We start from the raw sequence: 26532 nt of genomic DNA, 5'->3' as shown, positions 1-26532 counted from the left end.
AGCCCACAGCCAAGCCGGATTTGTGGGCGGCTTACCGTATGCGATGGCGACGGCGCGGATTGCTGTGGCGCAGTTTCCGCAGCCGCCATCAGCTGACACCTGTCACAGATCGCACCGACCTCATCAAGCGCGGAGACGTGCTTGTGGTCATGACCCTGCGCAATGAGATCACCCGGCTCCCCTATACATTGGCGCATTACCGACGGTTGGGCGTCGGCCAGTTTCTGATCGTCGACAATGGCAGCACAGATGGCAGCGAAGCTTATCTGGCTGAGCAACCCGATGTCTCGCTGTGGAAAACTGACCGCAGTTACCGTGCGGCACGATTTGGTCTGGATTGGATGACCTGGCTGCAGATGAAATACGCCCATGATCATTGGTGTCTGATGGTCGATGCGGATGAACTGCTGATCTATGCCCATCATGACACACGCGACCTAAAAGCGCTTACCAGTTGGCTCGATGGGCAGGGGCAGCGCGTGTTTGGCGCGCATATGCTTGATGTCTATCCCAAGGGGCCGCTCTCAGAGGCGCGCTATGAGGCCGGTCAGGACCCGATTGAGGTGCTGCAGTGGTTTGATCCGGGGCCTTACCGCGCGCGGCGACAGGCACCGCTGGGCAATCTCTGGGTGCAGGGCGGAATGCGGGAGCGTGTCTTCTTTGCGGAAAAGCCCAAACGCTCCCCGACGCTCAATAAAATCCCGCTGGTGCGGTGGTCGCGCCGCTATGCCTATGTGAATTCATGCCATTCCGCGCTGCCTGCACGGTTGAACCACGGCTATGACGGACCGGGCGGGGATGCCCCTTCCGGGGTGCTGTTGCACACCAAGTTTCTGCCTGAGATTGTTGCCAAATCGGAAATAGAAAAACAGCGCAAACAGCACTTCCATGCGCCTGCCAAATTTGATCGCTACTATGATGAAATCGCGGCGTCCCCTGATCTGTGGTCAGAGGAGTCCCGCAAGTTTGAAAACTGGCAACAGCTCGAGGCGCTAGGTCTGATGAATGCGGGCGGCTGGTAAAAGTCGAAACGTTTTCCCACGGGAACCCTAGACAGATTTACCGCTATGTAACCGTTTTTAAAGGCGTTGCCTCCATTAAGGGTAACGTGGCATAAGCTTACATACATGGGAATAACCCACATGCGCACAGAGATGCGTCTGTTGGGAGAGGTTAGGCTGACTTGGGCGTTTGGGACTCTTATAAGATGAGGTTGCGGCGGCGCCACCGGCTGTTGCGATCAATCCGAAAATCCCGCGAACTGAGCCCTGTTCAGAACAACACGCATGCCATTCGCCCCAATGACATCCTGCTGGTCAGCACCTTTCGAAACGAGCTGATCCGGCTGCCGTATTTCCTGGAATACTATCGCAAGATGGGGGTCGACCATTTCCTGTTTGTGGACAATGACAGCACCGATGGCACGCTTGAGTATCTGAGCGGGCAGGATGATATTTCTGTCTGGTACACCCAGCACAGCTATCGCCGCTCCAAATTTGGCATCGACTGGATGAATGGGCTGCAGCGCACCTATGCCCATGGGCACTGGTGTCTGGTGGTCGATCCGGATGAGTTCTTTATCTATCCCTTCTGTGACACCCGCCCGATCAGAGCACTGACGGATTGGCTTGATAACTCCTCAATCCGAAGCTTTGGCGCGATGCTGGTGGATGTGTATCCCCGCGGGCGGCTTGACCGGACAACCTATCGGGCTGGGCAAGATCCGCTGGAGATCGCAAACTGGTTTGATGCGGGCAACTACACGCTTGAGAAGAACCCGCAGTATGGAAATCTGTGGATCCAAGGTGGTCCGCGCGCACGGATGTTTTTTGCCGACAATCCACACGCGGCGCCAGCTCTCAACAAGATACCGCTGGTGAAATGGAACCGGCGCTATGCCTATGTCAGCTCGACCCACAGCCTGCTGCCGCGCGGCCTGAACCAAGTCTATGATGAATGGGGCGGCGAGAAGGCCAGCGGCGCATTGCTGCACACCAAGTTTTTGAACACCTTCTCCGAAAAAGCTGCAGAAGAGATGGAGCGCAGCCAGCACTATGCCAGTTCGCGCGAATACAAAGCCTATGCGGATCAGCTTGGTGAACAGCCTGAGTTTTGGTGCAAGTGGAGCGAGAAATACATCAACTGGCGCCAGCTTGAGATTTTGGGCCTGATGTCAAAAGGCAACTGGGCGTGAGCGTCGGCATCCTCATGTTGGTGCACACCGCGCTAGACCGTGCCGAGCAGGTGGCGCGGCACTGGGCCAACGCCGGTTGCCCGGTGGTGATCCATGTGGACAAGAAGGTGCCGCGCAAAACCTACGACCGCTTTGTGGCCTCCTGCTCGGACCATTCGATGATCGTGTTCTGCAAGCGCCACAGCTGTGAGTGGGGCATGTGGGGCATCGTGGCCGCCTCCCAATCTGCGGCCGAGATGATGCTGGAGCAGTTTGCCGATGTGCATCATATCTACCTCTCCTCAGGATCCTGCCTGCCGCTGCGGCCAGTGCAGGAGCTGAAGGATTATCTGGCGGCGCGCCCGCGCACGGATTTCATTGAAAGCGCCACAACGGCGGATGTGCCCTGGACCGTTGGCGGGCTGGATCATGAGCGCTTCACGCTGCGCTTTCCCTTTTCATGGAAAAAGCGCCGCTACCTCTTTGACAAATGGGTCGATATTCAGCGGTTCGTGCGCTTCAAACGGACCATTCCCAAAGGCATCGTGCCGCATATGGGCAGCCAGTGGTGGTGCCTGACCCGCCAGACCCTCTCCGCGATTTTGCAAGATCCCGACCGCGAGGTCTTTGACAAGTTCTTCAAGAGGGTGTGGATCCCGGATGAGAGCTATTTCCAGACTCTTGCGCGGGTGTATTCGAGCAATATCGAAAGCCGCTCGCTCACGCTGTCGAAATTCGATTTTCAGGGCAAGCCGCATATCTTCTATGACGATCACCTGCAGCTTCTGCGGCGGTCTGACTGTTTTGTGGCGCGCAAGATCTGGCCCCATGCGGAGAAGATCTACGGGGGCTTTCTGCGGAGCCCTGAGGGCGCGATCAAGATGAGCGAACCCAATCCAGCAAAGATCGACCGGATTTTTGCCAAAGCGGTGGAGCGGCGCACCAAGGGGCGCTCAGGTCTTTACATGCAGAGCCGGTTTCCCAACGAAGGTTGGGAAAATGGCATGACCTTTGGGCGCTATTCGGTGTTTCACGGCTTTACCGAGCTGTTTGAGGATTTTGAGCCGTGGTTGGCGCGCGCCACCGGTACCCGCGTGCATGGGCATCTCTATGCGCCGGAGCGTGCGGAATTTGAAGGTGGGCAGCGGGTGCTCAACGGTGCGCTCAGCGACTCGCCCAAGCTCAGGGATTACAACCCGATTGCCTTTCTGACCAACCTGGTCTGGAATACCCGTGGCGAACGGCAGTGTTTTCAGGTGGGGCCGCGCGATGAGGGCGCACCTGTCTGGTTCATCTGCAAAGACCCCAATGCGCAGATTTCAGTGATCAGCGGCGCCTGGGCGATTCCCTTGTTCAAGTCGAACATGAATTTCGCCGACATCCGCAAAGAAGCGGCACGGCTGCAGAAACTGGAAAGCGACCAGCTTCATGCGCTGCGCAGTCCCTACGCCAAAGCACGGGTGCGCATCTGGTCGCTGGCGGAGTTCATCGAAGCGCCGATGGAGCCCTTGCAGACCATCATTGATGAGATCGGCACCGATCCCACCCGCCGTCTGGCCGAAGCGCCGAAAATGACCGATCTGGCGGGCTTTGGTCAGTTCCTGCAAAACCTGAAGAACCAGGGTATGCACCCTTACCTGATGGGTGATTTCCCGGTCACACAGGCGGAAAACGAACAGAAAAAACCCCCACGCAAACCCTATTTGGTGCAATAAGGCCTTATGGACCAACGCTTTGACTATTTTGTGGTTTTTGCCGAAATGCGCACGGGCTCCAATTTTTTGGAAGCCAATATCAATGAGTTTGATGGGCTGACGTGCCACGGCGAGGCTTTTAACCCGCATTTCATCGGATATCCGAACAAGGATGCCATCCTTGGCGTCTCGCTTGAGGCGCGCACCGCCGATCCGATGCAGTTGATCGAGGCGGTCAAGGCGGATCAGGGGCTGTCCGGGTTTCGCTATTTCCACAATCACGAACCGCGGGTGCTCGACGCCATTTTGAATGACCCGCGCTGCGCCAAAATCGTGCTGACCCGCAACCCGCTGGACAGCTACGTCAGCTGGAAGATCGCCAAGGCCACCGGCCAGTGGAAGCTGACAGATGTGCGTCGCCGCAAAGACAGCACCGTGCAGTTTGACGGCCCGGAGTTCAAACGCCATGTGGAAGAGCTGCAGGCGTTTCAGGTGCAGATCATGCGCGGCCTGCAGGTGAGCGGACAGACGGCCTTCTATGTGGCCTATGAAGACCTGCAGGATGTTGAAGTGATGAACGGGCTGGCGCGCTTCCTCGGCCATGACGGCGCGATTGAGGCAGTCAACAAGAAGCTCAAGCCGCAGAACCCTGCCGCGCTGTCGGAGAAGGTCGAGAACTTTGACGATATCCCCCGCGCGCTGTCAGAGCTGGACCGCTTCAATCTCAACCGCACCCCCAATTTTGAGCCGCGGCGCGGGGCGGCTGTGCCAAGCTATGTGGCCTGTGCCGTGGCCCCCTTGCTCTACCTGCCGATCAATTCCGGCCCGCAGGCGGCGGTGACGCGCTGGATGGCTTCGCTGGATCATGTGGCGCCCGACGGGCTTATCGAAAACTTCAGCCAGAAGACCCTCCGGCAGTGGAAAAAGGCCCACCGGCATCACCGCAGCTTCACGGTGGTGCGCCACCCGGTCGAGCGGGTGCATGCGGCTTTCTGTGAGCGTATTCTCGCAGCGGAGGATGGGGTCTACAAACAGATCCGCAACACGCTGCGCCGCGTCTACAAGATGCCAATCCCGAAGGATCCGCCCAAAGCGGATTATGGCCCTGAGGCGCACCGCGAGGCGTTTTTGGCGTTTTTGGGGTTTGTGAAGGCGAATCTGTTGGGTCAGACCAGTTTGCGCCAGGACGGCCATTGGGTCAGTCAGGCGGTGGCGATGAAGGGATTCGCCAATCTGGCGCTACCCGATATGATTGTGCGCGAGACCGAGATGGAGAGCTATCTCCCCGCGCTGGCGATGCAGGTCGGGCGGATGGATGCCCCTGACCCAGAGCCGGTGGATCCGGGCCATCCGGTGGCGCTGAGCGCGATCTATGACGATGAAATCGAGACGCTGGTGCGGGATATCTACAAGCGCGATTACATCACCTTTGGCTTTGACAGCTGGCAATGAAAAACGCGCCTGCAGCGAAAGCTGAGGCGCGTGATCTTTGTTTGAAGGCGGCCTGAAAATCAGGCGGCTTGCACCGTGTCACCTTCGGTCAGGATCGTGAACAGCGTGGTCGGATCCGGGTTCGCCCGAAGCTTGGCGCAAATCGCACTTTCCCGCAGTTTACGGGACACTTTGGCAAGCGCCTTGAGGTGCTCCACGCCGGCTTCTTCCGGCGCAAACAACGCAAATGCGATGTCGATTGGCTGACGATCTACCGCGTTGAAATCAACAGGCTTTTCCAAAAGGATGAAGGCGCCAGCGACGCTTTCAAGCCCGTCAAAACGCGCATGCGGCAACGCCACCCCATGGCCCACACCTGTGGGGCCGAGGTTTTCACGTTCCTGCAACGCTTCAACAACGGTTTGTGCGTCCAACTGGTAGGCAGATTCAGCGAGATCGCCAAATTCCTGCAGCAAACGCTTCTTGCTTGAGGCGGCCGTCACAACACGTACCGCCTCTGGCTTGAGGATCGTAGAAAGGTCCATCTTGCCTGTATCTCCGGATCGGGCGCGAAACGCCCTCTCGCTTTATGTCTGCGGGTCGATCCAGCCTATGTTGCCGTCATCCCGGCGATAGACCACATTCAACCCAGCTTTACCTTCGTTCTTGAAGATCAGTACAGGCGAGCCCGCAAGTTCCATCTGCATAACAGCCTCACCGACGCTCAAAGATGGGATCTTTGTTTCCATCTCGGCAACGATCACAGGTTGTAGCGTATCCGGCTCTGCCTCATGTTCTTCAGCTTCAGGCGCGAGGATATACGAGGAAGCCCCCAAAAGTTCAACCGGTTCGACTCTTTCCTTGTGGTGATCTTTCAGACGGCGCTTGTAGCGGCGCAGCTGTTTGTCCATTTTTTCGGCACAACCATCGAAGGCTGCATAGATTTCTGTCGCATGTGCCTTGGCCTGAGCGGTCAGCCCGGTGGACAGGTGTACGGTGGTTTCACACATGTATTCATGTGCGTGTTTTGAAAAAGTGATTGTCGCGTCAGTCGGTCGGCCGGCGTATTTTTCTAAGACATCGCCAAGTTCGTTTTGGACATGAGTTTGCAAAGCATTGCCAACGTCGATGTGTTTTCCGGTGATCTGATAGCGCATCCTGTCTCCTTTTCGATGACATGTCGGACCACGAGCTTTATCCGCCCGTTATCAGTTAGGTCCGAATGCTGGTAATCGACATATGCGAACCTTGCTTAAGACCTGGCCTTGGTAAAAAGGCCGCTTTGGTATCAGCGGGGGTTTTAGCAAATGTCATACTCAGCATTTGAGTATTCCAACCGCTGAGAGTCAATGATCCAAGTCAAAATCGCGGTATTTTCAACGTGCGCGATCCCGTTTCGGCGGGCGGTATCTCGCCCTGCCCGTGTTGCGGTGCGCTAGAAATCTTCAGGAAATAAAGGGGTATCGTCGCGTATTGAGCGCCATAGGATCAGCGCTGGCTGACCCTAGGAAATTCGGAAGTTTTCTCCGAGATAGACGCGGCGCACGTTTTCGTTTTCCACCACTTCTTCCGGTGTGCCGGACATCAGCACCTTGCCGTCATGCAGAATGTAGGCGCGGTCCACGATTTCCAGCGTTTCGCGCACATTGTGGTCGGTGATCAACACGCCAATGCCGCGCTTTTTGAGGTCGGCCACCAGATGGCGGATGTCCCCGACAGAGATCGGGTCAACACCGGCGAAGGGCTCATCAAGCAGCAGGTACTTGGGGTCCGCCGCAAGACAGCGGGCAATCTCCACACGGCGACGCTCGCCGCCTGAGAGCGCCAAAGCAGGCGCGCGGCGCAAATGCTCGATGGAGAACTCAGAGAGCAGCTCTTCAAGCCGCTCACGACGCTTGAGCCGGTCTTTGTGGGTGATGTCGAGAATGGCGGTGATGTTGTCTTCCACCGACAGGCCACGGAAGATCGACATTTCCTGTGGCAGGTAGCCGATGCCCAGCTTGGCGCGGCGGTACATCGGCAGGGTGGTCACGTCGCGCCCGTCGATGGTCACACGTCCCCCTTCAGGCACCAGCAGGCCTGCAACCGCGTAGAACGTGGTGGTTTTGCCCGAACCGTTGGGGCCAAGCAGGGCAACAACCTCACCGCGCTGCAGCTCCATGGAGAAATCGCGGATCACCACGCGCTTGCGATAGGCTTTGCGCAGGCTCTCGACGCGCAGACCGGAATCGCCGTCGGTAACGGAAAGGGTGGGTTTGGCCATGTCTTATTCCGTCTTCAGCACAGTTTTCACCCGCCCGGTCATGCGCGCGGTGTTGTTCTGAAGGTTTAGGACCATACGGTCGGCAGAAATGGTTGTGGCGGCCTGATTGACGGTCACGTTTCCGGTCATCACCACGTCGCCGCTGTCGATGGAATAGACCGCCTCATCCGCTTCGGCGGCGTCCGGCCCCTGCACCAGCAGTACGTTGCCCTGCGCCACCAGTTTGTCGATGCCGCTGTTGTCGGGCAGGTAATGCACGTTCACCTTATCGGCGGTCATGCGCATGTCGCCTTGGGAGATGTCCACATCGCCCTCAAACACGGCGCTGCCATCAGATTGGTTCACAGACAGGCTCTCGGCGGTGACCTCAACCGGCAGGCCGGTGTCCTGCTGGCTCTGGCCGAAGCCAAGCTGCAGCCCCTGAGCTGTACCGATTGCCGGCATAAGCGCCAGCACACCAATCAAAAGCGCGCGGTAAAGAAGCACAGGTCACCTCGTTGTCTTCTGCGGTGTGTATACCAGTCGCACACCTTTTGTGAAAAACAAATATATTTCATTGTTTTCGCCCGATGGGCGCAGGGCCATCCGGCCCGCTTGAAGCTCGCCCAGCGCACTTTCCGCTGTCACCTCACTGGTGGTGTCGGCGCGGGCTTCTTCCAGACCAAATGTCATGGCCTCTGTCTGGATGGTGTAGCCGGTGGAGGTCAATATCTCCACGTCGCCATCCAATAACAGCTCCTGAAAACGGCCATCCATTTCGCCTTCTTTGGCGGTCACGGTGATCTCCGTGCCGCCGCCGATCGACAGCAACGCCCCGACATTCTGCGCAATGATGCGCGAGGGGTCTTCCGCGTCCGGATGGGCGGTTTCGGAGGTCACGGTGATGTCGTGACCATGATCGGTTTTGCCTGAGAAATAAGGCGCGGTGATCTGGCGATCCCGCAGCCTTTGTTCCAGATCGACATCGGCAAAGGGAATGGCGCCTTCCAGATCAACCTGTTTTGACACCAGAAACAGCGTTGACAACAGGCCAAGTGCCGCCAGCGGCAGCAGAACTTTGAGCCATGCCACAAGGGTGGAATATGTCAGGCGCCGTCGCAAATTGGATCAGCCCAGACCGGCACGTAGGCAGTCGTGGATGTGCAGCAGCCCCGCAGGGGAGCCTTCGCCCTCAGGATCTACCACAAACAGACAGGTGATCTTGCGCTGGTTCATGATGCCAACGGCCTCTTCAGCCAGCGCACCGGGGGCAATGGTCTGCGGCGCGGCGGTCATGACTTCGGTTGCAGTGCGCTCCAGCAAGCCGTCCATATGGCGGCGCAGGTCCCCATCGGTGATGATGCCGAGCAGTTTGCCCGCGTCATTGGTGACCCCAACCACGCCAAAGCCTTTCTGGCTGATCTCCAGAAGCGCGTCGCTCATGGCGGTGTTCTCGCCGATCACCGGCAGGGCGTCACCGGAATGCATCAGATCGCGCACGCGCGACAGCTGCGCCCCCAGCTTGCCGCCGGGGTGGAACTCTCGGAAGTTTTCCGGCGTGAAGCGGCGATGCTCCATCAGCGCCACAGCCAGCGCATCGCCCAGCGCCAGCGTCATGGTGGTGGAGGTGGTGGGCACAACGCCGGTGCCGCAGGCTTCCTGCGCCTTTGGCAGAATGAGGCCGATGTCACTTTGCTTGATCAACGTGGAATCCGCACGGCTGGCAACGCCGATGAGCGGAATGTTGAAGCGGCGGGTGTAGGCCACAAGGTCGGCCAGCTCCGGAGTTTCGCCAGAGTTGGACAGCACCAGCGCCACATCGCCCTGCGCCATCATGCCCAGATCACCATGGCTCGCCTCTGCCGGATGCACAAAATGCGCCGGTGTGCCGGTGGAGGCAAAGGTCGCGGCAATCTTGCGCGCGATGTGGCCGGATTTGCCCATGCCGGAGATGATCACGCGGCCTTTCGCAGACAGCAGCAGTTCGACCGCATCGCCGATCTCCGCCCCGAAGCTCTCAGCGAGCAGGCGCAATGCCTCGGTTTCAATGGAGACCACACGGCGGGCGGTTTCCAAAAAAGTGTGCTTGTCGGCATCCGTCATGGGGCAGATCCTTTAGTGCGCAAAAATATCTTGTTCCGGCCAACCGGCCAGATCAAGGCGCGCGCGCATGGGCAGGAAGTCAAAGCAGGCCTGCGCCATCTCTGTGCGCCCTTCCCGCGCCAGGCGCTCGTTCAGCTTGTCGCGCAGGGCATGCAGGTAGAGTACGTCAGAGGCGGCATACTCGAGCTGTGCCTCGGTCAGGGTCTCCGCCCCCCAGTCGCTCATCTGCTGCTGTTTGGAGATATCCACACCCAGCAGCTCCTGCAGAAGGTTTTTCAGACCATGGCGGTCGGTGTAGGTGCGCACCAGCTTGGAGGCGATCTTGGTGCAATAGACCGGCGCCGTCAGCGCGCCAAAGGCGTGGTACATCGCGGCGATGTCAAAACGTCCGAAGTGAAACAGCTTCAGGACATTTGGATCTTCGAGCATCCTTTGCAGGTTTGGCGCGCTGGTCTGGCCTTTGGCCACCTGCACCAGATGGGCGTTGCCATCCCCGCCTGACATCTGAATCACGCACAGCCGGTCGCGATGCGGGTTCAACCCCATGGTTTCACAGTCGATGGCCACAACAGGGCCAAGATCAAGCCCGTCGGGCAGGTCGTTTTGATAGAGGAAATTTGCCATAGGTGCCTCGAGTAATCGGATGCCAAGCACTTACGGCTTTCGCGCCTGTGTTTCAATGTTTTGCGGGGGGTACGTTTACAGAGTCTAAACTGCGGCTAAATGCGTTGATGACAGTGGCGCGACGCTTGGATCACGTCTTTACGAAGGTTTTTTGACGCCCTACATAGCGGATCATGGATTTTCGCACCCCGCTTTCTGTTGATGAAGAGCTTAAAATGCTTGTTGAATCCCGCGCCCGCGAGGCCGGGCCAAGGATTGAACGTGTCGAACAGGGCGGACAGGTGTTCTGGATCAAGCGCCCTGAAAAACTGGATTTTCGGTTTCGTCTGCAAAAAGGAAATCCGGAAAAAGCCTTCATGCGGGAACGCCAAGCCTATCATGAGATGAATGCGGTGCAGGCCCCTGTGCCACAGGTGGTGGCGGATGGGCCCGATTTTCTTGTGCTGCCAGATTGCGGCAAAGATCTGCGACAACGGCTCGGAGACGTGGGCAGCGGAGGTGAGGGGCGGGATCTTCTGCTCAACGCCAGCCAGTCGCTCGGCGCATTTCACACCTTGGGCTTTGCCCATGGCCGCCCCAGCCCGAAAGACATGTGTCTTGTGGAAGGCAAGGTGCTGCTTCTGGACTTTGAGCGCTATCAGGTCAAAAACAACACCCCCAAAGGGCAGGCACGTGATCTGGTGATCTTTGCTTTCAATGTGGCGGCGAATTCGGCGCAGATGCGCCCGGCGCTTAGGGAAGCAATGGCGGCCTACCGCAGCACAGCCCCCAACGGCATTTGGGGCATGTCCCAACAGTTGTGTCGGCGTCTGAAATGGGTCGACTGGCTGACAAAGCCGATCCAGATGCGTCCCGGGAACAGGTCGCGGGAGATCAAGGCGATCCCCTTTGTGATGGATTTGTTTCTCGCCGACGCCTGAGCGTTTTGGCTGAAAATGTCCTATGTTCACAAATGCATGAAGTGGACGATACCGCTGTGCGCGAGGCTTGACTGGCGCAAGTCTGACCACTTATGCGGAATGATATATTAAAGCCGGTCAATCCCAGACCGAAAGTATCAAGCTAATGTCCGCGTCTGTCATGCCGCCGTCACTGCCCTAAGGTTAACTTGTTGCACAATTATGCAGCGCTCTGTGTGTGCTCTTTGGGGGCATGGCGCAGCGCATTGCTGTTCTTTCCGAATTTGACCCATATGGAGGTTCGCGTTCCATGAATGTATTGAAGCTTTCCACTGCATTGCTGTGTGGCACCGCATTGGTTTTCCTGTCCGCCTGCAAGGAAGAAGAGACCGCCGCCGCAGAGCCGGTTGTGCGTCCTGTCCTGTCCATGGTTGTGGCCGATGTTGAGTCGGTGCTGAAATCGACCTATCCGGGCCGCGCCATTGCGTTTCAGGAACTGAACATCGGCTTTGAAGTGCCGGGCAAACTGTTTGCGCGCCCTGTCGATGTGGGGTCTGAGGTCGCCGCAAATGATGTGCTCGCCATTCTGGACGCCAAACCCTACGCCGCGCAGGTGCGCGCGCTGGAGGGGCAGCGTGCCGCTCTGATCGCCAATCTGGAGAACGCCAAGGTTGAGCTGACCCGCCGTGAGGCTCTGCTGGAAAACAACTTCGTGTCTCAGGCCAATGTGGATGATCAGATCGCTGTGGTGCGCTCCACCGAAGCCAGTATCGAAGCGGTTGAAGGCTCTCTGGATGGGGCGCGGCTGAACCTTGAGTACACCACGCTTCATGCGCCGTTCAGCGGACAGGTCTCTGTGACCTATGTCGACAACTTCCAGAACGTGAACGCCCGCCAGCCGGTGGTGCGCCTGCTGGACACCTCCCGCATCAAGATGGAAGTGGCGGTGCCGGAGAACCTCATCAACCTTGAACCCTTTGTGGACAGCATTGAGGTGGAATTTGCCAGCCTGCCCGGCATAAAAATTCCGGCACAGATCGCCCATGTGGGGCATGAGGCCTCCACCACCACACGCACCTATCCTGTGACCATCATCATGGACCAGCCTGAGGGCGCGCACATCCAGCCTGGCATGGCAGGCTATGCGACCGCAAAAGTGCAGCTGCCTGACAACTGGGCTGAGACCGGCATTCAGGTGCCCGCAGGCGCGGTGTTCTCCCCCAATAAATCCGCACCGGACGACACTTTTGTCTGGGTGATTGATCCGGACACGTTGACCGTGTCCAGCAAACCGGTTGACGTACGCGCGTTTAATGACCGCGGCCTGTTGGTGGATGGTCTGGTACAGGGCGACCGCGTGGTCACCGCCGGGGCCAACACCCTGACCGCAGGTCAGCAGGTGCGCCTGACCGAGGTTGAGGGGTAAGACCAATGTCGCTTGCTGCAACAGCGGTCAAGAACCGCACAGTCACATATTTTGCGCTGGCCCTGATCCTTGTGATCGGCGCGCTGTCCTACTTCCGGCTGGGCCAGCTGGAAGATCCTGAATTTACGGTGAAAACCGCGCTTGTGGTCACCCAGTACCCCGGCGCCAGCCCCACAGAGGTGGAGCTGGAAGTCACCGATCCCGTTGAGGGCGCCATCCAGGAACTGCCTGAGCTGAAGTTTCTGACCTCCTATTCCCATGCCGGTCTTTCCATTGTGAAGGTGGAGATCAAACAGGAATACTGGGCGGATCGTCTGCCACAGGTCTGGGACAAGCTGCGCAGTAAAATCGGCGATCTGAACGGCCTGCCTCCGGGGGCCGGAACCCCCAATGTCATTGATGACTTCAGCTTTGTGTATGGCTTTGTGCTTGCCATCACGGGCGATGGCTTCACCTATGCGGAGCTGGAAGAATACGTCAAAGACATTCGCAAAGAGCTGAACCTTGTTGAAGGTGTTTCCCGGGTCGAGACCTGGGGTCTGCAGCCCAAAGTGGTCTATCTGGAAGCCTCCGAGCAGCGTCTGCTGGATCTGGGCCTGTCCACACAGGATTTCATCGCCACGCTTAACCTGCAGAACCAGGTGGTGAACGCAGGCGCGCTGGAAATCAGCAACCGCCGCATGCGGGTGTCCCCGACCGGCGAATTTGAGACCGTGGAAGACATCGGAAGCCTGCAGCTGCGCAGTGGTCTGCAAGACCGTATCTTTGATGCGCTGGATGAGCTGGACACCGGCATTCCTCTACCCATAGAGCGCACCTCCGAGGTGCTGCGCCTGCGCGACATCGCCGAGATTTCCCAAGGCTATCTGGAACCCGCGCTGACCGAGATGCGTTATGACGGCCAGCCCGCCATTGCGCTTTCCATCGCCAACGTCTCCGGCGGCAATATCGTCGACACCGGCCGCAACCTTGATGAGAAACTGGCGGAGATCAACGCGACCCTGCCTGTGGGTGTAGAGATTCATCGTGTGGCCTGGCAGAGCGATCTGGTCACCACGGCGATCGACTCCTTTATCATCAACCTTGGTGAGGCCGTTCTGATCGTTCTGATCGTTGTGGCTGTGTTCATGGGCTGGCGCATGGGTCTGATCATCGGCGGCGCGCTGCTGCTGACCATTCTGGCGACCTTCATTGTGATGGTGGTGCTGAAAATCGACCTTCAGCGCGTGTCTCTGGGTGCGCTGGTGATTGCGCTCGGTATGATGGTGGACAACGCTATTGTGGTAGCCGACGGCATGGCCGCACGTCTGAAGGCGGGGATGGGCCGTGTGGAAGCGGCGGTCAAAGCGGCTTCAGAGCCGGGGATTGCGCTTTTGGGCGCGACCTTTGTGGCGGTGATGGCCTTCTACCCAATCTATGCCTCCACCACCAGCGCCGGTGAATATGCCGGATCGCTCTTTGTGGTGGTCGGTGTGTCGCTCCTGCTGAGCTGGGTCATTGCCATGACCATCACGCCTTTGATGTGCATCGATATGGTGAAAGCCCCCAACACCGATGGGGAGCAGAGAGAGGCTGTGATCCTGCGCGTCTTCCGCGCTGCGCTGACCGCCTGTCTGCGGGCCCGTGCGCTCACCGCGCTGGTGTCTGTCGCGCTTCTGGCGACCTCGATCTATGGCTTCTCCTTCGTGGACCGCCTGTTCTTCACAGACGCGACACGCCAGCAGTTCATGGTGGACATCTGGGCCGAAGAAGGCACCACCATCGCCCATACCTCAGAACTGGCCAAGCGCGTTGAACAGCGCCTTGACGGGGATGAGCGCGTGGCCGGTGTGGCAACCTTTGTTGGCTCCGGTGGTCCGCGCTTCTACCTGCCGGTGGATCCGGAGTTCCCCTATGCGAGCTACGCGCAGCTGGTGGTGAACACCACGAGCCTCGATGTGGTGGATGATCTGATTGCGGATCTCGACCCATGGGTGGGTGAGGCCATCCCTGAGGCCATGGTGCGGGTGCGCAAGTATACCGCCGGTCCGGGCAACACCTGGCCGTTTGAGGTGCGCTTCAGCGGGCCTGCCAATGCCGATCCGGAAATCCTGCGGGATCTGGCAGAACAGGGCATGGCGATCCTGCGGGGCAACCCGCACGCCAAGGACATCCGCAGCGATATGCGCAACCGCGTGTCCAAACTGGTGCCGGAATACAATCAGGTGACCGGCATCTGGACAGGCACCTCGCGCAGCGACATCGCCAATGCCTCGCTTCTGGCCTACGACGGGGTGCCTGTGGGCCTCTATCGTGACAAGGAAGACATGCTGCCCATCATCCTGCGTCGCACCGAAGAAGAGCGTCAGACCGTGGCGCGCGACTTTGGCAACATTCAGGTGACCCCGGCGTTCTCCACCAAGAACCTGCCCATGTCGGTTGTGACCGATGGTGTCTCGGTCGAGCTCGAAGACCCCACCATTGTGCGCTGGAACCGCCGCCGTGCGGTGGCCGTTCAGGCGAGCGCGCATGAGGTGACCCTGCCCAGCCTCGTGGAAGAGGTGCGGGCCGAGTTTGAGGCCATCGAGCTGCCGGCGGGCTATAAGATGGAATGGCGTGGGGAAACCTACAGCACGGCGGATTCTCAGGACTCCCTGAAGCCCGGCTCTGCCCCTGCCTTGGTGATCATGGTCTTTATCGTGGTGGCGCTGTTTAACGCCTTCCGCCCGGCCTTGGTTATCTTCACGGTGGTGCCCTTCGCTTTGATCGGGATCACCGGAGGCTTGCTGCTCTTTGGCCAGCCGTTCTCCTTCATGGCGCTGTTGGGGGCGATGAGCCTCGTGGGCCTGATGATCAAGAACTCCATCGTGCTCTTGGATGAGGTGAACGCCAATCTTGAGAAAGGCATGGATTCGCTCAACGCGCTGATTGAGGCCGCTGTGTCGCGTCTCAACCCGGTGCTGCTGGGGGCGGCGACAACGATCCTTGGGGTGCTGCCGCTGTTGCAGGACATCTTCTGGATCGCCATGGCCACCACAATCGCAGCGGGCCTGACCATCGGCACATTGATCACCATGTTCATGGTGCCGGTGTTCTACGCGCTGATGCACGGCATCAAAGCGGGCCGCAAATAGATCGCGCAATTTGCATGCTTTAGCCTCTAAAAAATGTCCCCTTCAGTCACTGGAGGGGATTTTGCCTGCATGACTATGAGAGCGAACACCAGCACAAACCCAAACATACGCCACGTTCCAATTCAGAGGCAGCAGTTCTTGGAAACCCAAATCGGCGTCGTCGGTTTGGGTGCCTCAAGAGGCAGCTCAAGGGATTGATTAAATCAATAAACCGTATGTAGGCGGAAGGGATTTTGATCGCTAGAGCTATTCCTAGACGGGGAGTATGCTCCCTAGGATCGCGTACCGCATAGATCAATTCGAGCGTACTAATTGATAAAATGGCTTAAACTAAGCTGCTCAAAGCGCACAAACTAAAGGGCGTTGGAAAACATATTTTAGTAAAAAGTGGCGATTTTATTTGATCGCGAATTGAATCAATTTCTATATATGCGATCATTGGTGTGTGTTGTCGATAAATTTGTATCGGCATTGACGTTGAGGGGGAATTAATTATCCTCGTCTCCTTAGAGGGGTGCTTATTTATCTATTTTTATATGAAGCTTTTAAGGCGTTTTGACGATTTCATTGAGCTGGCGTACTATTGAGAATTTTTTAAGCTTACATTACTTCTGGAGGTTTATATGGACATTGATGGTGTGGTAAAGTTGCTTGCAGCGCTGACTGCTTTAATGGCTGCAATGTCTCCAATAATTATTGCGCTGATAAATAGGAGGGAAAGAAGGCGGGAAACTGAAGGTCATTCGCAGTCCAGTGAAGTGAGTGGCTATACTATTTCTAATCGAGGCCTATTTATAAGGATTTTTGCGTGTCTCGTCATTAGCTTTTTCTCAGTGATTGCTTATGGGGAAGTCCCACTTGGTCATTGGAGTGAAGCGCCTTATGTAGGTTTTGCATTAATAACATTGCTCTTTGCGCTTTATTGTTTTCTTAGGCTTCTGGGTCGGTTGTTAAGGTTCATTGCTTAACTTCTTTCTGTCGAGTTGACTAGTTGATGTGGTAACTATTCATCTGAATAGCTATCAGGTCGAACCTGAATACTTTTTTGAAAAGGAGGACGTCGCATCTTCTGAGGGTCTTCGCTTTGGGGTAGTCAAGGGTAATGGCAAAGAAATGACTAAACGGAAGAAAGATTTGTTATATAAATCCTGATATTTGCCAGCAGACCAAAGTGCTTTTCTTACAATGCGGCAAATTAGTTTCATTCGGTATTGGTGATTGCTACCAAATCCTTATGCGCGACCACAAGCCACCCTTCCTCGCCCCCATAATTTCCTTCACATTGGGCATTGAATGGCCCAAGCGACGCGTTGAGATAGCTTGTCTAAACCAGCTTTGCGCATTTGATCTTGCAGTCTATGCGCGGCGAATGGACCCGTTGCAGCTTGTCGGTTGTAAGCGCTCGCAGCGGTTCATCAACGCGGCTGAGCAAGCTTCTGTGCCTCTTGTGCGGGCGTAGTTGCTAACCACGATCTGGAGGGCTGCGTATTCAGCTAAAACTAGAGGCACAGTGTAACTATAACCTCAGGAGTAGCGCATACAGCTCTAACACGTTGATATTAAGTGGACTTTTGTAGAACCATTGGTGCCCAGAAGAGGACTCGAACCTCCACGTCCATACGGACACTAGCACCTGAAGCTAGCGCGTCTACCAATTCCGCCATCTGGGCACGGGTTGGTGAGGCAGGCATTTAGACCTGTGCGGGGGGGGTGTCAACGCGATTCTGGAAGTTTTTTAAAAAATCTCACCGGCGCGTTTGCGGAATGCGGATCGGGTCGCGCAGCGATCTGTTGCAAAGGCTCTAATTGACTGGGTTTTCTTGTCGCGGAGCCCGCCTTGAAGCTTGTTCGGAATCAGCCTGAACGATATTTCTTTCGGGAAGGCTCGGTTAGCGGAGGTCCCACCATGTCCAAACTTGTCACCATTTTCGGCGGTTCTGGTTTTGTGGGGCGTCATATTGCGCGGCGGATGGCTAAAGAAGGCTGGCTGGTGCGTGTGGCGGTGCGTCGCCCCAATGAGGCGATGTTTGTGAAACCCTATGGCTCTGTGGGCCAGGTCGAGCCGGTGTTCTGCAATGTGCGCGATGATGCCTCTGTGAAAGCGGCGCTGCTGGGCTCTGATGCGGTGGTAAACTGTGTGGGCATACTGGCGGATCGCGGCAAGAATACCTTTGATGCGGTTCAGCATGAGGGGGCTGAGCGCATTGCCCGCATCGCGGCGGCGGAAGGCGTGGCACGTATGGTGCAGCTCTCTGCCCTTGGCGCTGACAGCGACAGCGCCAGCCAATACGCCCGGACCAAAGCCGCAGGCGAAAACAGCGTGTTGCAGCATATGCCCAACGCGATGATCCTGCGCCCTTCGGTGATCTTTGGGCAGGACGATGAATTCTTCAACCGCTTTGCCTCCATGTCGCGCATGGGGCCGGTGCTGCCGATCATGGGCGGCGACACCAAGTTCCAGCCGGTCTATGTGGATGATGTGGCCCAAGCGGCTGTGATGGGCATCACAGGCGACCTCAGCGGCATCTACGAGCTGGGCGGGCCGGAAGTGAAAAGCCTGCGCGGCTGGATTGATGAGATGCTCACGGTGATCCACCGCCGCAAACTGGTGCTCAACTTGCCTTTCGGTGTGGGCCGCCTGATGGCCTTTGGGTTTGGCCTTCTGCAAAAGCTGACGCTGGGGCTGTGGCACAACTCGGTGATCACCGCAGATCAGCTGATCCTGCTGCGCAGCGACAATGTGGTTTCTGACGGGGCGCAAAACTTTGAGACTCTGGGCATCACCCCCTTGGCGCCCGAAGCGGTGATGGCTGACTACCTCTGGCGGTTCCGCCCCTCCGGGCAATATGACGCCATCAAAGATTCTGCGCGCAATCTGAAGGTCTGAGGCCACCTGTACCGCGGGCATATGTCGGCACAGCAAAAAGGCGCCCTTGGGCGCCTTTGTTGATTGCAGATGATGTGTGAGACAGGCGGCGGTTTAGGCGACCTCCACCCAGTCTTCATCCTGCGCGCGCTCGGCCTCCTCGCTGGCCGCTGACTGCAAGATAAACCCGTTCACCAGCTGCGACATGGCCTCTGTGTCGCGCTGCATGGAGCCCATCGCTGCGGCGGTCTGCTCCACCATGGCGGCGTTTTCCTGTGTTACGCTGTCAAGCTGGGACAGCCCCTTGGCGATCTCGGTCAGGCCGCTGGACTGTTCGCGCGCAGAAGTGGCGATTTCCGAGCTCAGGCTGGCGGCCTGTTCCACGTCGGAGACAATGGTGCCAAGGGCTGAGCCTGCGCGATCCACCAGCTCCACACCGCGCTCTACAAGGTCGTTGGTGTCTTTGATCAGGTCACTGATCTGCTGCGCGGAATCGGCCGCACGCTGGGCCAGACTGCGCACCTCGGAGGCCACCACGGCAAAGCCGCGACCGGCATCCCCTGCGCGCGCCGCTTCGACGCCTGCGTTGAGCGCCAGCAGGTTGGTCTGAAAGGCAATCTCGTCGATCAGGCCCGAGATGTCGGAGATCTTGGCAGAGGCTTCGGCAATCTCGCGCATGCAATGCACGCTTTCCAGCACCACACTGTGGCCGCTTGCGGCGTTGGAGCGGGTGGCGGAGACCACGCGGTCCGTGTCTGAGGTGGCGGAGGTGGAGGCCTGCACGCTGGCCGTGATTTCATCCACCGAATGCGCGGTTTGCTCCAGCGTGGCGGCCTGCGCCTCGGTGCGCCGCGCAAGGCTGTCTGCAGAGTCGTTGACCTCGGTTGCGGTCAGGTCGAGGTCCACCGTTGCATCCTTGATGGTTCTGATGATGTCGCCCATCGTCAGCATGAGATCGTTGAAATCGATACGCAGCTCGTTGAAGCGCGCGGGGTAGTCGCTTTCTTCCGGGCTTGGAATGGGCTGGGACAGGTCTTTGCTGGCCATACGCGACATGGCGGCATTCAAATGGCTCATGGCCTGTTCCCGCTCCGCCCGCTGCGCGGTGAAGTAGGACTCAATCACCAGATTGGTGTCGAGTGCAAAGGCGCGGGCCAGCGCGCCAAGGGCGCGGCTCGGATCTTCGCTGCGGCGGCGCAACCAGGAGCCGCTGAGCCGCTTCAGCAGCAGGCTCTGAATATGGGTTGAGGCGCGCGCATAGCCTGACAGGTAGAAGTCAAACGGCAGCTGGATGCGGTAATGCACCTGGCCGATGGTTTCTGCGGATTGCAGGTAGGCCGGTTCAAATTCGCCGCTCAGCAGCATTTCCCAATGCTCTTTCTGGCGGGTGCGCGCGTGGTTGAGGATGTCCTCTGTGGGGAAGAACCGGGCCACTTCCGCTTGGTTTATGGCGAAGGTGTAGAAGTCCTCCAGAACGTCATCAAGCAGTGGCGTGACAATCCGTCCGGCGTGTTTGAGGGCTTCTAGATCTGCGCCAGTGAGTGAAAAATGTTCGAGCTGTGCTGAGATATTTGTAGTCATGTCATCTATTCATCGTGCTGTGCGAGGATGACATAAGCGGCCCAAATCCTAAGGAGCTGTATAGGATTTCCAAACTGGACGGTTCAGTCTCTGTGGTTTTCTTGCTTTGTGAAATATGTATGGAAAATGCATATATTTCAGTATGATGTCGTTTATGGACAATAAAAGGTGCAGGTCGAACCCGATTTATGGCGCCGTTCTGACGCAGCGCCATAGGAAACAAGTGTTTCAGGGCGCGCGCGTGGTTGGGGTTTTCGCGCGGCCATCTGTCAAAAGATGGATATTTGTGTCAGACGCGATTCTGGCCTCAGGTCCAAACCTATCCAAACGGATTGCGGGGTCAGAAAGTGCATAAAACTTTATGCACCTCCCGCCCGACGCAAAAGGTATTGATTAATCAGCGGATTTTTCTTTCAGCGCTTTTTCGATTTCGGCCAAACGACTCAAGACCTCATCGCGATAAGTGCCGGTTTCGGCCTCTGCTTCTACGTGATGGGCGTCCTGCATGGAATTTACCACCAAACCTACCACAAGGTTGAGCACCACAAAGGTGGTCAGCAGGATAAACGGCACAAAGAACATCCACGCATAGGGGTAGATCTCCATCACCGGACGCACGATGCCCATGGACCAGCTTTCCAGCGTCATGATCTGGAACAGCGAGTAGCCGGATTTGCCCAGTGTGCCGAACCAGTCAGGGAAGGCTGTGCCAAAGAGTTTGGTGGCCATGACCGCACCGATGTAGAAGATCAGCGCCATCAGCAGAAACACCGAGCCCATGCCGGGCAGGGCATTGATCAGCCCCTCAATCACCCGCCGCAGCGACGGCGCCACCGAAACCACGCGCAGCAGGCGCAAAATCCGCAGCGCCCGCAAGACCGCCAGCCCCTGCGCCGCCGGGACCAGCGCAATCGCAACAATGACGAAGTCAAAGACATTCCAGCCGTCGGTGAAAAACCGGCCGCGCTGCACATAGAGTTTGGCCGCGATCTCTCCGACAAAAATCGCCAGACAGAGCCCATCCAGGGTGATCAGCAGCGGACCCATGGCCTCCATCAGCGGTTTGGAGGTCTCCAGACCCAGAATGACGGCATTGAAAAGGATCACGCCGAGGATGGCGTTCCGAAAGGTCGGGCGCTCGATGATGGCGCCGATTTTGTCACGAAGGCTCATGAAGTTGGTCTCAAGGTTGCGCGTGAAAGACTGTCACGCGCTTTCATATGGGAGGGGCGTGGGGTTTCGCAACCCGCACGCCCCTGAGGAGATTGGTAAAGTTGGGCGCAGGGCCCATTGGTCCTAAGCCGCGCGTTACGGTTTCCAGCCCGGAGGGCCAAACAGGCGGCCAAACAGCTCCCGTCCCGATTTGGCGCGGGTGATGTCACGCCACAGGGCGGGCAGCTCGGAGAACCAGACTTTCACCGGGTTCTGGCTGTCAAAGTCGGTGGTCAGCCCATAGCGCGGGCGCTCCTCTTCCACCTGAAAGCTGCCAAAGATACGGTCCCAGATGATCAGGATACCAGCATAGTTCTTGTCGATGTATTTGTCGTCACAGCCATGGTGCACGCGGTGATGGGACGGCGTGTTCAGCACCCACTCCAGCGGGCCCAACTTGCCGATTAGCTCCGTGTGCAGCCATGTCTGATAGGCCAGCACAAGGATCACGGACCCCAGCACCAAATCCGGGCTGAATCCTACCAGTACCATCGGGACATGGGCGATGAAGGACCACAGGCTTTCCAGCGGGCCAAAGCGCACCGCCGTGACGATATTATAGTCGCGGCTGGAGTGGTGCACGGCGTGCTGGGTCCACAACAGGCGCACGCGATGGGCGATGCGGTGCTCCCAATAATAGGTGAGGTCCGCAAGCAGAACGGCGGCCACTATCCAGGGCCAGGTTGTGGGCAAATGCCAGCTCACCACCGTGTCGCTGAACACATAAAGCCCCACATAAAGCGCCGTCATCATGCTGGCTTCCACCAGAATGTAAGGCACCTGTGTGGAGGCGCTGGCGAGCATCTCAAGCCAGGTTTTGCCTTTCAGCGACCCTTTGAACCAGGCTTCTGCGATCTCGATCACCAGAATGGCGATGCCGATGATGAAAAATACCTCATCGACCTGTTGGGCGAGCTCCATAAAGCGTTCAGGTAGCATCACTTGTCTCCTTTTGTGTCGGCGGTCAGGCCGGATGTGAGGGTGCGCCATGTGAGCGCGGCGGCCTCCTCTGCGGTGGCGTCGCCATCGCGCACAACCGCCCAGGCGGCATAGGTGAGGGTCTCAAAAGCCTGCACAATCCAGGCTGTCGGCACAGCAGCGTCAAAGCCGCCCTCCGCCTTGGCGGCCTCAACCGCCTCTGCCAGCTCCTCAAGCTGCCGGGTGTAGGCGGCGAGTACCTCCGGCACATGGTCCAGCGGCTCATTGGCGAGAAACATCTGCCGGTCTGCCAGCGGGATCATTGCCTCAAGGCTCAATCGCAGCGCTTCCGTGTGGCTTTCGGCATCCTGCGTTTTGGCCTCAATCGCGGCGTCGAGCTCTTTCATGGCGGCCATGGCCAGCGCGGCCATCAGCTCCTCGCGCCCTTTGTAGTGGCGATGCAGCGTGGCCCGGCCGATCCCGGCCTCATCCGCCACATCCTGCAATGTGGCCGTGGGGTTTGCGGAAAAGACGGTAAAGCCCGCCTCGATGATTTTGGTGTCTGTGCCATAAGTCATGAGACATAGATGTCTCATTTTTGGCGGATGTCAAGGGAGGCCCAAAAATGCGCAATTTTCGGGTCGCTCTATGGCAGAGCTCGGCCTAGGGTGAGCGCAAGATGAGGAGATGCGCTATGAACGACATGACCGAAGGCTATCACTACAATGTCATGCGCCGCGCGATCGAGCTGATTGATCAGGGCGGCGAAACCATGTCTCTTGAACAGCTTGCCCAGGCCATGGGCATGAGCCCCGCGCATTTCCAGCGGCTGTTCACACGCTGGGCCGGGGTCTCTCCCAAACGCTTCCAGCAATATCTCACCCTCGGCCATGCCAAAGTGCTGCTGCACGAGCATTTCACCACGCTGGACACGGCCAATGCCGTGGGCCTGTCCGGCTCAGGTCGCCTGCATGACCTCTTTCTGCGCTGGGAGGCGATGAGCCCCGGCGATTACGCCAAGCGCGGAGAGGGGCTGACGATTTACTGGGGCTGGTTTGACAGCCCCTTTGGCCTCTCGCTGGTGACCGGCACCGAAAAAGGCATCTGCGGCATCGGCTTTGCGGCGGAGACAGGCGAGGCGGAAACCATCGAAGATCTCTTCTCCCGCTGGCCCAAGGCCAATTTTGTCGAAGACCCGATGTTTTTGCGCCCCTGGGTGCTCGCCGCCTATCAGGCAGAGCGGGCCGAGCTCGATAAAGTGCCGGTCTATATGATCGGCTCGGCGCTGCAGATCAAAGTCTGGGAGGCGCTGATGCGCATTCCGTCGGGCGAGGTCACGACCTATTCCGAAATTGCGCGGGTGATTGGCAAGCCCAATGCGGTGCGCGCCGTGGGCACCGCGGTGGGGCGCAACCCGGTGAGCTGGCTCATCCCCTGCCACCGCGCCATGCGCAAATCCGGCGGTTTGGGCGGCTATCACTGGGGCCTGCCGGTGAAACGGGCGTTGCTGGCCTATGAAAGCGCGCGCGCCGAGGCCTGAGCGGCGCGTTCAAGACCCATCACAAAGCGGGGATTTCGGCGTCTATTCGCCGACTTCGGGCGGCAAAGCGCTTGGGCGCGCCGCGTCGATCGCATATATTGAGCCTCAACAGCCGGCAGAACCGGCGATCAAGTAAGTTATTGAGGCTTTGACATGAAAAAATTCACCCTGTCCTGCTGCGCGCTGTCTTTGGTGGCTTTGGCCGCCTGTACCGATCCGAACTACGTGACCGGCGGCGGCACCGATCCCCACCGTCAAACCAAGAGCGGTGCGATCATTGGCGGCGTTCTGGGCGCAGGCCTTGCAGCGGCAACCGACAGCAACATCGCAATCGGCGCAGCTCTTGGCGCAGGTGTCGGCGCCGTGGTTGGCAGCGAGTTGGACAAACAGGAAGCCGAGCTGCGCGCGCAGCTGGATGACGATGTGCGCATCGAAAACACCGGCGACCGCCTGATTCTGACCATGCCGCAGGACATCCTCTTTGCGGTGGACAGCTTTGAGGTCAGCAGCTTCCTGAAAGACGATCTGGCCAAAGTGGCCAGCAGCCTTGAGGCCTACCCGAATTCCACCGTTCAGATCCTGGGCCACACCGACAACACCGGCAGCGCAAGCCACAACCAGACCCTGTCGGAGCGCCGCGCCAATGCGGTTGCCGATGTGCTTCTGGAAAACGGCGTGTCGGTCTCCCGCATCCAGACCATCGGTCGCGGCGAGGACCAGCCGATTGCCTCCAACCTGGACGAAGCGGGCCGCCGCCAGAACCGCCGCGTGGAGATCGTGATCCTGCCATCCAGCGTGTGATCTGACCCTTTCCAGCGCGGATCTCTGCATTTGCGCACATAGTTTGTTGAAAGGCGTCGCTTGTGTGCGGCGCCTTTTGGCTTACCTTATCCTTGTGTGAACAAGGAGATCTCAGATGCCTCATAAATTGCTTGGTCTGTCCGGCGCGTTGCGCAGCGGCTCCACCAATCGACTGTTGCTGCGTGAAGCGGCGCGTCTTTACGGTGCGGCTGATTATGTCGAAGCGGATCTCAATCTGCCGCTTTATGACGGGGATCTGGAAAGCGAGAGCGGCCTGCCCGAAGGGGTGAACACCCTTGTGGCACAGATTGCAGAGGCCGATGCGCTGCTGATCTCCACACCGGAGTATAACGCGGGTGTCACCGGCGTTCTGAAAAACGCCTTGGATTGGATCAGCCGCCATTCTGAGAAACCAATGGTGGGCAAACCCACAGCCCTGATGAGCGCAGCCGCTGGCCGTGCAGGTGGCGTGCGCGCCCAGACCATGCTGCGCAGCTGTCTGGTGGCTTTCCGCCCCCGCATTGCGCTTGGCTCTGAATTTGGTCTGGCCAACAGCAGCAACGAGTTTGATGCGGATGGTCGGTTGACCAGCGAGCATTACACCGCGTCCCTGACCGCCTTGATGGAGGCGCTCAAAGACGACGTCGGGCGTGGTCAGTAAGGCGAGGCAGCATCGTGCCACAACCGTGCAACGCGTGAAAACGGTCTCATAGGCCAGCTCCCGGCCCTGGGTGGGGGTGAAGCCCCCTCCCGTGGGGAGGGTCGGGGGCTGGTCGGCTTCGCCGCCCATGTGATCGGATTGCAAGGACGCGAGGCTAGAGCGAAGCTTCAGGGCGGAAGGCGTCGGGGACGGCGTCTTTGCCCTCAAGCACCAGATCCGCCATCACTTCTCCGGCTTTTGGTCCCATGCCAAAGCCGATTTTAAAGCCCCCATTGGCGATAAATTCTCCAGTGCGGGTGGGGTGTTCCCCCAGCATCGGCGCGCGGCTTTTGGCGCGCGGGCGCACACCGGCCCAGCGTTCGATCACCTCTGCCTCTTTGAGCGCAGGCACCGCCGCATAGGCGCGCGCCAACACGTCATCAAGCTGCGCATCGGTGCTGGTTGCATCCTCAAAGTCACGTTCGCTGGTGGAGCCAATTGCCACGGTGCCATCCGCATGGGGCACGATATGCACCGCATCCGCAAAGAGCTGCGGCGCTTGTGATTGGTTCAGCCGCAACAGCGCCGCCTGACCTTTGACACCATTGCCGACCGCTTTGCCCATCTCGTCTGACAGCGCCAGCAAGCCTTCATAACCCGTGGCCCAGACCACTTTGCCCTCAGGCGTGCCCTCTTTGGTGATCTCCGCGCCTTTCGCAGTCAGCGCGGCAGCCAGCGCAGCACAGGCGCGGCGCGGGAACATGCGGCCTGTCAGCGTGTCGTGGATCAGCCAGCCGGTGGGGCTGACAGGGGCCCAATCGCCAAGGCTGTCCTGCGGCACAATCTCCCAGATGGCTTTGCCCTGCCAAAGCTCCTTGGCGCTTTCTGCGCGGGCCTTGGCGAGTGTCAGCACGTGCGCGTCGCGGATTGGCTGTATGCGCCCGGTGCGGCCATAGCCTGCACTCACGCCACCTGCGGCCTCCACCTCGGCCCACCAGCTCTCTGCCATGATCAGGCTCTCAAATTGAAAGGCCTTTTTGACGTTCCAGTTCTCCGGCGTGTGCGGCGCCAATGCGCCCACCAGACCGCCGCTTGCACCTGCACCCACGCCATTGGGGTCAATCACCCGCACCTTGGCACCGCGTTTCGCGCAGGCCCAAGCCACCGACAGCCCAAAGGCCCCCGCGCCCATCACCGTTACATCCACCATGGTCCCATCCTTGTCTGCGTTGATGCCCATTGCCAAAGCGCGCGTTTGTGGTCAAATGC

General features: G+C 58.4%; 24 protein-coding genes and 1 tRNA gene. 12 read left to right on the top strand and 13 right to left on the bottom strand.

What is annotated here, in order from left to right; genetic code table 11:
- Window positions 1-38: 38 nt before the first annotated feature.
- The 4 genes from ACO07T_RS04395 (at window position 39) to ACO07T_RS04380 (ending at window position 5319) form a co-directional block, all read left to right on the top strand.
- Window positions 39-1022, top strand: coding sequence for a glycosyltransferase family 2 protein (locus tag ACO07T_RS04395; RefSeq protein ID WP_422048412.1), 984 nt, complete (start codon window positions 39-41; stop codon window positions 1020-1022).
- A 185-nt stretch (window positions 1023-1207) separates the two neighbouring features.
- The gene (locus ACO07T_RS04390) at window positions 1208-2194 is read left to right on the top strand and encodes a glycosyltransferase family 2 protein (protein WP_422048411.1); all 987 of its coding nucleotides are present in this window, start codon (window positions 1208-1210) and stop codon (window positions 2192-2194) included.
- Window positions 2191-3888, top strand: coding sequence for a beta-1,6-N-acetylglucosaminyltransferase (locus tag ACO07T_RS04385; protein WP_422048410.1), 1698 nt, complete (start codon window positions 2191-2193; stop codon window positions 3886-3888). Before ACO07T_RS04390 ends, ACO07T_RS04385 begins: the two co-directional genes overlap by 4 nt.
- Window positions 3889-3894: 6 nt before the next feature.
- Window positions 3895-5319 (top strand): sulfotransferase family 2 domain-containing protein, encoded by a 1425-nt coding sequence (locus tag ACO07T_RS04380; RefSeq protein WP_422048409.1) that lies wholly within the window; start codon window positions 3895-3897, stop codon window positions 5317-5319.
- 59 nt (window positions 5320-5378) lie between these two features.
- Here the strand turns inward: ACO07T_RS04380 and ACO07T_RS04375 are convergent, their stop codons facing one another.
- The 7 genes from ACO07T_RS04375 to ACO07T_RS04345 form a co-directional block, all read right to left on the bottom strand.
- Window positions 5379-5843 carry a PTS sugar transporter subunit IIA gene (locus tag ACO07T_RS04375; protein ID WP_209057914.1) on the bottom strand — a complete coding sequence of 155 codons (465 nt, stop codon included), beginning with the start codon at window positions 5841-5843 and terminating at the stop codon, window positions 5379-5381.
- A gap of 42 nt (window positions 5844-5885) precedes the next feature.
- The gene (gene hpf, locus ACO07T_RS04370; RefSeq protein ID WP_209057912.1) at window positions 5886-6455 is read right to left on the bottom strand and encodes a ribosome hibernation-promoting factor, HPF/YfiA family; all 570 of its coding nucleotides are present in this window, start codon (window positions 6453-6455) and stop codon (window positions 5886-5888) included.
- Window positions 6456-6802: 347 nt separating this feature from the next.
- Complete coding sequence (lptB, locus tag ACO07T_RS04365; protein WP_209057910.1) at window positions 6803-7561, bottom strand: LPS export ABC transporter ATP-binding protein; 759 nt, start codon at window positions 7559-7561, stop codon at window positions 6803-6805.
- Window positions 7562-7564: 3 nt separating this feature from the next.
- The gene (lptA, locus tag ACO07T_RS04360) at window positions 7565-8047 is read right to left on the bottom strand and encodes a lipopolysaccharide transport periplasmic protein LptA (RefSeq protein ID WP_348539444.1); all 483 of its coding nucleotides are present in this window, start codon (window positions 8045-8047) and stop codon (window positions 7565-7567) included.
- A 3-nt stretch (window positions 8048-8050) separates the two neighbouring features.
- Window positions 8051-8662 carry an LPS export ABC transporter periplasmic protein LptC gene (lptC, locus tag ACO07T_RS04355; protein WP_209057908.1) on the bottom strand — a complete coding sequence of 204 codons (612 nt, stop codon included), beginning with the start codon at window positions 8660-8662 and terminating at the stop codon, window positions 8051-8053.
- Between the two features lie 6 nt (window positions 8663-8668).
- On the bottom strand, window positions 8669-9643 hold the full coding sequence (locus tag ACO07T_RS04350) for a KpsF/GutQ family sugar-phosphate isomerase (protein ID WP_422048408.1): 975 nt from the start codon (window positions 9641-9643) through the stop codon (window positions 8669-8671).
- A gap of 12 nt (window positions 9644-9655) precedes the next feature.
- Window positions 9656-10267 carry a ribonuclease D gene (locus ACO07T_RS04345; protein ID WP_422048407.1) on the bottom strand — a complete coding sequence of 204 codons (612 nt, stop codon included), beginning with the start codon at window positions 10265-10267 and terminating at the stop codon, window positions 9656-9658.
- Window positions 10268-10482: 215 nt separating this feature from the next.
- Here ACO07T_RS04345 and ACO07T_RS04340 point away from each other — a divergent pair, with 215 nt between their 5' ends.
- The 4 genes from ACO07T_RS04340 (at window position 10483) to ACO07T_RS04325 (ending at window position 16673) form a co-directional block, all read left to right on the top strand.
- Entirely contained in the window at window positions 10483-11187 is a 705-nt protein-coding gene (locus ACO07T_RS04340; RefSeq protein WP_422048406.1) for a hypothetical protein, read from the top strand.
- Between the two features lie 289 nt (window positions 11188-11476).
- Complete coding sequence (locus ACO07T_RS04335) at window positions 11477-12592, top strand: efflux RND transporter periplasmic adaptor subunit (protein ID WP_422048405.1); 1116 nt, start codon at window positions 11477-11479, stop codon at window positions 12590-12592.
- 5 nt (window positions 12593-12597) lie between these two features.
- Window positions 12598-15705 carry an efflux RND transporter permease subunit gene (locus tag ACO07T_RS04330; protein ID WP_422048404.1) on the top strand — a complete coding sequence of 1036 codons (3108 nt, stop codon included), beginning with the start codon at window positions 12598-12600 and terminating at the stop codon, window positions 15703-15705.
- 623 nt (window positions 15706-16328) lie between these two features.
- Complete coding sequence (locus ACO07T_RS04325; protein WP_422048403.1) at window positions 16329-16673, top strand: hypothetical protein; 345 nt, start codon at window positions 16329-16331, stop codon at window positions 16671-16673.
- 615 nt (window positions 16674-17288) lie between these two features.
- Here ACO07T_RS04325 and ACO07T_RS04320 read toward each other — a convergent pair.
- Window positions 17289-17375 (bottom strand) — tRNA-Leu (locus tag ACO07T_RS04320).
- 236 nt (window positions 17376-17611) lie between these two features.
- Between ACO07T_RS04320 and ACO07T_RS04315 the strand changes: the two genes are divergently transcribed.
- The gene (locus ACO07T_RS04315; RefSeq protein WP_422048402.1) at window positions 17612-18592 is read left to right on the top strand and encodes a complex I NDUFA9 subunit family protein; all 981 of its coding nucleotides are present in this window, start codon (window positions 17612-17614) and stop codon (window positions 18590-18592) included.
- Between the two features lie 93 nt (window positions 18593-18685).
- On the opposite strand, the gene ACO07T_RS04310 is transcribed toward ACO07T_RS04315, so the two are convergent.
- From ACO07T_RS04310 to ACO07T_RS04295, 4 genes are all read right to left on the bottom strand, one after another.
- On the bottom strand, window positions 18686-20152 hold the full coding sequence (locus tag ACO07T_RS04310; protein WP_422048401.1) for a methyl-accepting chemotaxis protein: 1467 nt from the start codon (window positions 20150-20152) through the stop codon (window positions 18686-18688).
- Between the two features lie 393 nt (window positions 20153-20545).
- Complete coding sequence (locus ACO07T_RS04305) at window positions 20546-21325, bottom strand: ion transporter (protein ID WP_209057893.1); 780 nt, start codon at window positions 21323-21325, stop codon at window positions 20546-20548.
- Window positions 21326-21460: 135 nt separating this feature from the next.
- On the bottom strand, window positions 21461-22303 hold the full coding sequence (locus ACO07T_RS04300) for a sterol desaturase family protein (protein WP_209084958.1): 843 nt from the start codon (window positions 22301-22303) through the stop codon (window positions 21461-21463).
- Complete coding sequence (locus ACO07T_RS04295) at window positions 22303-22860, bottom strand: TetR/AcrR family transcriptional regulator (protein ID WP_422048400.1); 558 nt, start codon at window positions 22858-22860, stop codon at window positions 22303-22305. The genes ACO07T_RS04300 and ACO07T_RS04295 overlap by 1 nt, the downstream gene beginning before the upstream one ends.
- A 116-nt stretch (window positions 22861-22976) precedes the next feature.
- Here ACO07T_RS04295 and ACO07T_RS04290 point away from each other — a divergent pair, with 116 nt between their 5' ends.
- From ACO07T_RS04290 to ACO07T_RS04280, 3 genes are all read left to right on the top strand, one after another.
- Entirely contained in the window at window positions 22977-23822 is an 846-nt protein-coding gene (locus ACO07T_RS04290) for a methylated-DNA--[protein]-cysteine S-methyltransferase (RefSeq protein ID WP_209076053.1), read from the top strand.
- Between the two features lie 153 nt (window positions 23823-23975).
- Window positions 23976-24623: an OmpA family protein gene (locus ACO07T_RS04285; RefSeq protein WP_209084954.1), complete on the top strand. Its 648-nt coding sequence runs from the start codon at window positions 23976-23978 to the stop codon at window positions 24621-24623.
- Between the two features lie 115 nt (window positions 24624-24738).
- Window positions 24739-25284: an NADPH-dependent FMN reductase gene (locus ACO07T_RS04280; protein ID WP_422048398.1), complete on the top strand. Its 546-nt coding sequence runs from the start codon at window positions 24739-24741 to the stop codon at window positions 25282-25284.
- A 154-nt stretch (window positions 25285-25438) separates the two neighbouring features.
- Here the strand turns inward: ACO07T_RS04280 and ACO07T_RS04275 are convergent, their stop codons facing one another.
- Window positions 25439-26473 (bottom strand): NAD(P)/FAD-dependent oxidoreductase, encoded by a 1035-nt coding sequence (locus ACO07T_RS04275; protein ID WP_422048397.1) that lies wholly within the window; start codon window positions 26471-26473, stop codon window positions 25439-25441.
- Window positions 26474-26532 lie beyond the last annotated feature (59 nt).

This window comes from Shimia sp. (assembly GCF_965227725.1).
Classification (GTDB): domain Bacteria; phylum Pseudomonadota; class Alphaproteobacteria; order Rhodobacterales; family Rhodobacteraceae; genus Shimia.
The sequence above is the reverse complement of the archived record's forward strand: the minus strand, read 5'-3'. Positions and strand labels throughout refer to the sequence as shown.

What these genes read in the sequence shown, in the direction of transcription:
- ACO07T_RS04315 (WP_422048402.1), top strand. Translation starts at nt 17,612, where the DNA reads ATGTCCAAACTTGTCACCATTTTCGGCGGTTCTGGTTTTGTGGGGCGT.
- ACO07T_RS04285 (WP_209084954.1), top strand. Translation starts at nt 23,976, where the DNA reads ATGAAAAAATTCACCCTGTCCTGCTGCGCGCTGTCTTTGGTGGCTTTG.
- ACO07T_RS04325 (WP_422048403.1), top strand. Translation starts at nt 16,329, where the DNA reads ATGGACATTGATGGTGTGGTAAAGTTGCTTGCAGCGCTGACTGCTTTA.
- ACO07T_RS04300 (WP_209084958.1), bottom strand. Translation starts at nt 22,303, where the DNA reads ATGCTACCTGAACGCTTTATGGAGCTCGCCCAACAGGTCGATGAGGTA.
- ACO07T_RS04350 (WP_422048408.1), bottom strand. Translation starts at nt 9,643, where the DNA reads ATGACGGATGCCGACAAGCACACTTTTTTGGAAACCGCCCGCCGTGTG.
- ACO07T_RS04305 (WP_209057893.1), bottom strand. Translation starts at nt 21,325, where the DNA reads ATGAGCCTTCGTGACAAAATCGGCGCCATCATCGAGCGCCCGACCTTT.
- ACO07T_RS04295 (WP_422048400.1), bottom strand. Translation starts at nt 22,860, where the DNA reads ATGACTTATGGCACAGACACCAAAATCATCGAGGCGGGCTTTACCGTC.
- ACO07T_RS04280 (WP_422048398.1), top strand. Translation starts at nt 24,739, where the DNA reads ATGCCTCATAAATTGCTTGGTCTGTCCGGCGCGTTGCGCAGCGGCTCC.
- hpf (WP_209057912.1), bottom strand. Translation starts at nt 6,455, where the DNA reads ATGCGCTATCAGATCACCGGAAAACACATCGACGTTGGCAATGCTTTG.
- lptB (WP_209057910.1), bottom strand. Translation starts at nt 7,561, where the DNA reads ATGGCCAAACCCACCCTTTCCGTTACCGACGGCGATTCCGGTCTGCGC.
- ACO07T_RS04330 (WP_422048404.1), top strand. Translation starts at nt 12,598, where the DNA reads ATGTCGCTTGCTGCAACAGCGGTCAAGAACCGCACAGTCACATATTTT.
- ACO07T_RS04395 (WP_422048412.1), top strand. Translation starts at nt 39, where the DNA reads ATGCGATGGCGACGGCGCGGATTGCTGTGGCGCAGTTTCCGCAGCCGC.
- ACO07T_RS04275 (WP_422048397.1), bottom strand. Translation starts at nt 26,473, where the DNA reads ATGGTGGATGTAACGGTGATGGGCGCGGGGGCCTTTGGGCTGTCGGTG.
- ACO07T_RS04390 (WP_422048411.1), top strand. Translation starts at nt 1,208, where the DNA reads ATGAGGTTGCGGCGGCGCCACCGGCTGTTGCGATCAATCCGAAAATCC.
- ACO07T_RS04380 (WP_422048409.1), top strand. Translation starts at nt 3,895, where the DNA reads ATGGACCAACGCTTTGACTATTTTGTGGTTTTTGCCGAAATGCGCACG.
- ACO07T_RS04335 (WP_422048405.1), top strand. Translation starts at nt 11,477, where the DNA reads ATGAATGTATTGAAGCTTTCCACTGCATTGCTGTGTGGCACCGCATTG.
- ACO07T_RS04340 (WP_422048406.1), top strand. Translation starts at nt 10,483, where the DNA reads ATGCTTGTTGAATCCCGCGCCCGCGAGGCCGGGCCAAGGATTGAACGT.
- ACO07T_RS04290 (WP_209076053.1), top strand. Translation starts at nt 22,977, where the DNA reads ATGAACGACATGACCGAAGGCTATCACTACAATGTCATGCGCCGCGCG.
- ACO07T_RS04310 (WP_422048401.1), bottom strand. Translation starts at nt 20,152, where the DNA reads ATGACTACAAATATCTCAGCACAGCTCGAACATTTTTCACTCACTGGC.
- ACO07T_RS04375 (WP_209057914.1), bottom strand. Translation starts at nt 5,843, where the DNA reads ATGGACCTTTCTACGATCCTCAAGCCAGAGGCGGTACGTGTTGTGACG.
- ACO07T_RS04345 (WP_422048407.1), bottom strand. Translation starts at nt 10,267, where the DNA reads ATGGCAAATTTCCTCTATCAAAACGACCTGCCCGACGGGCTTGATCTT.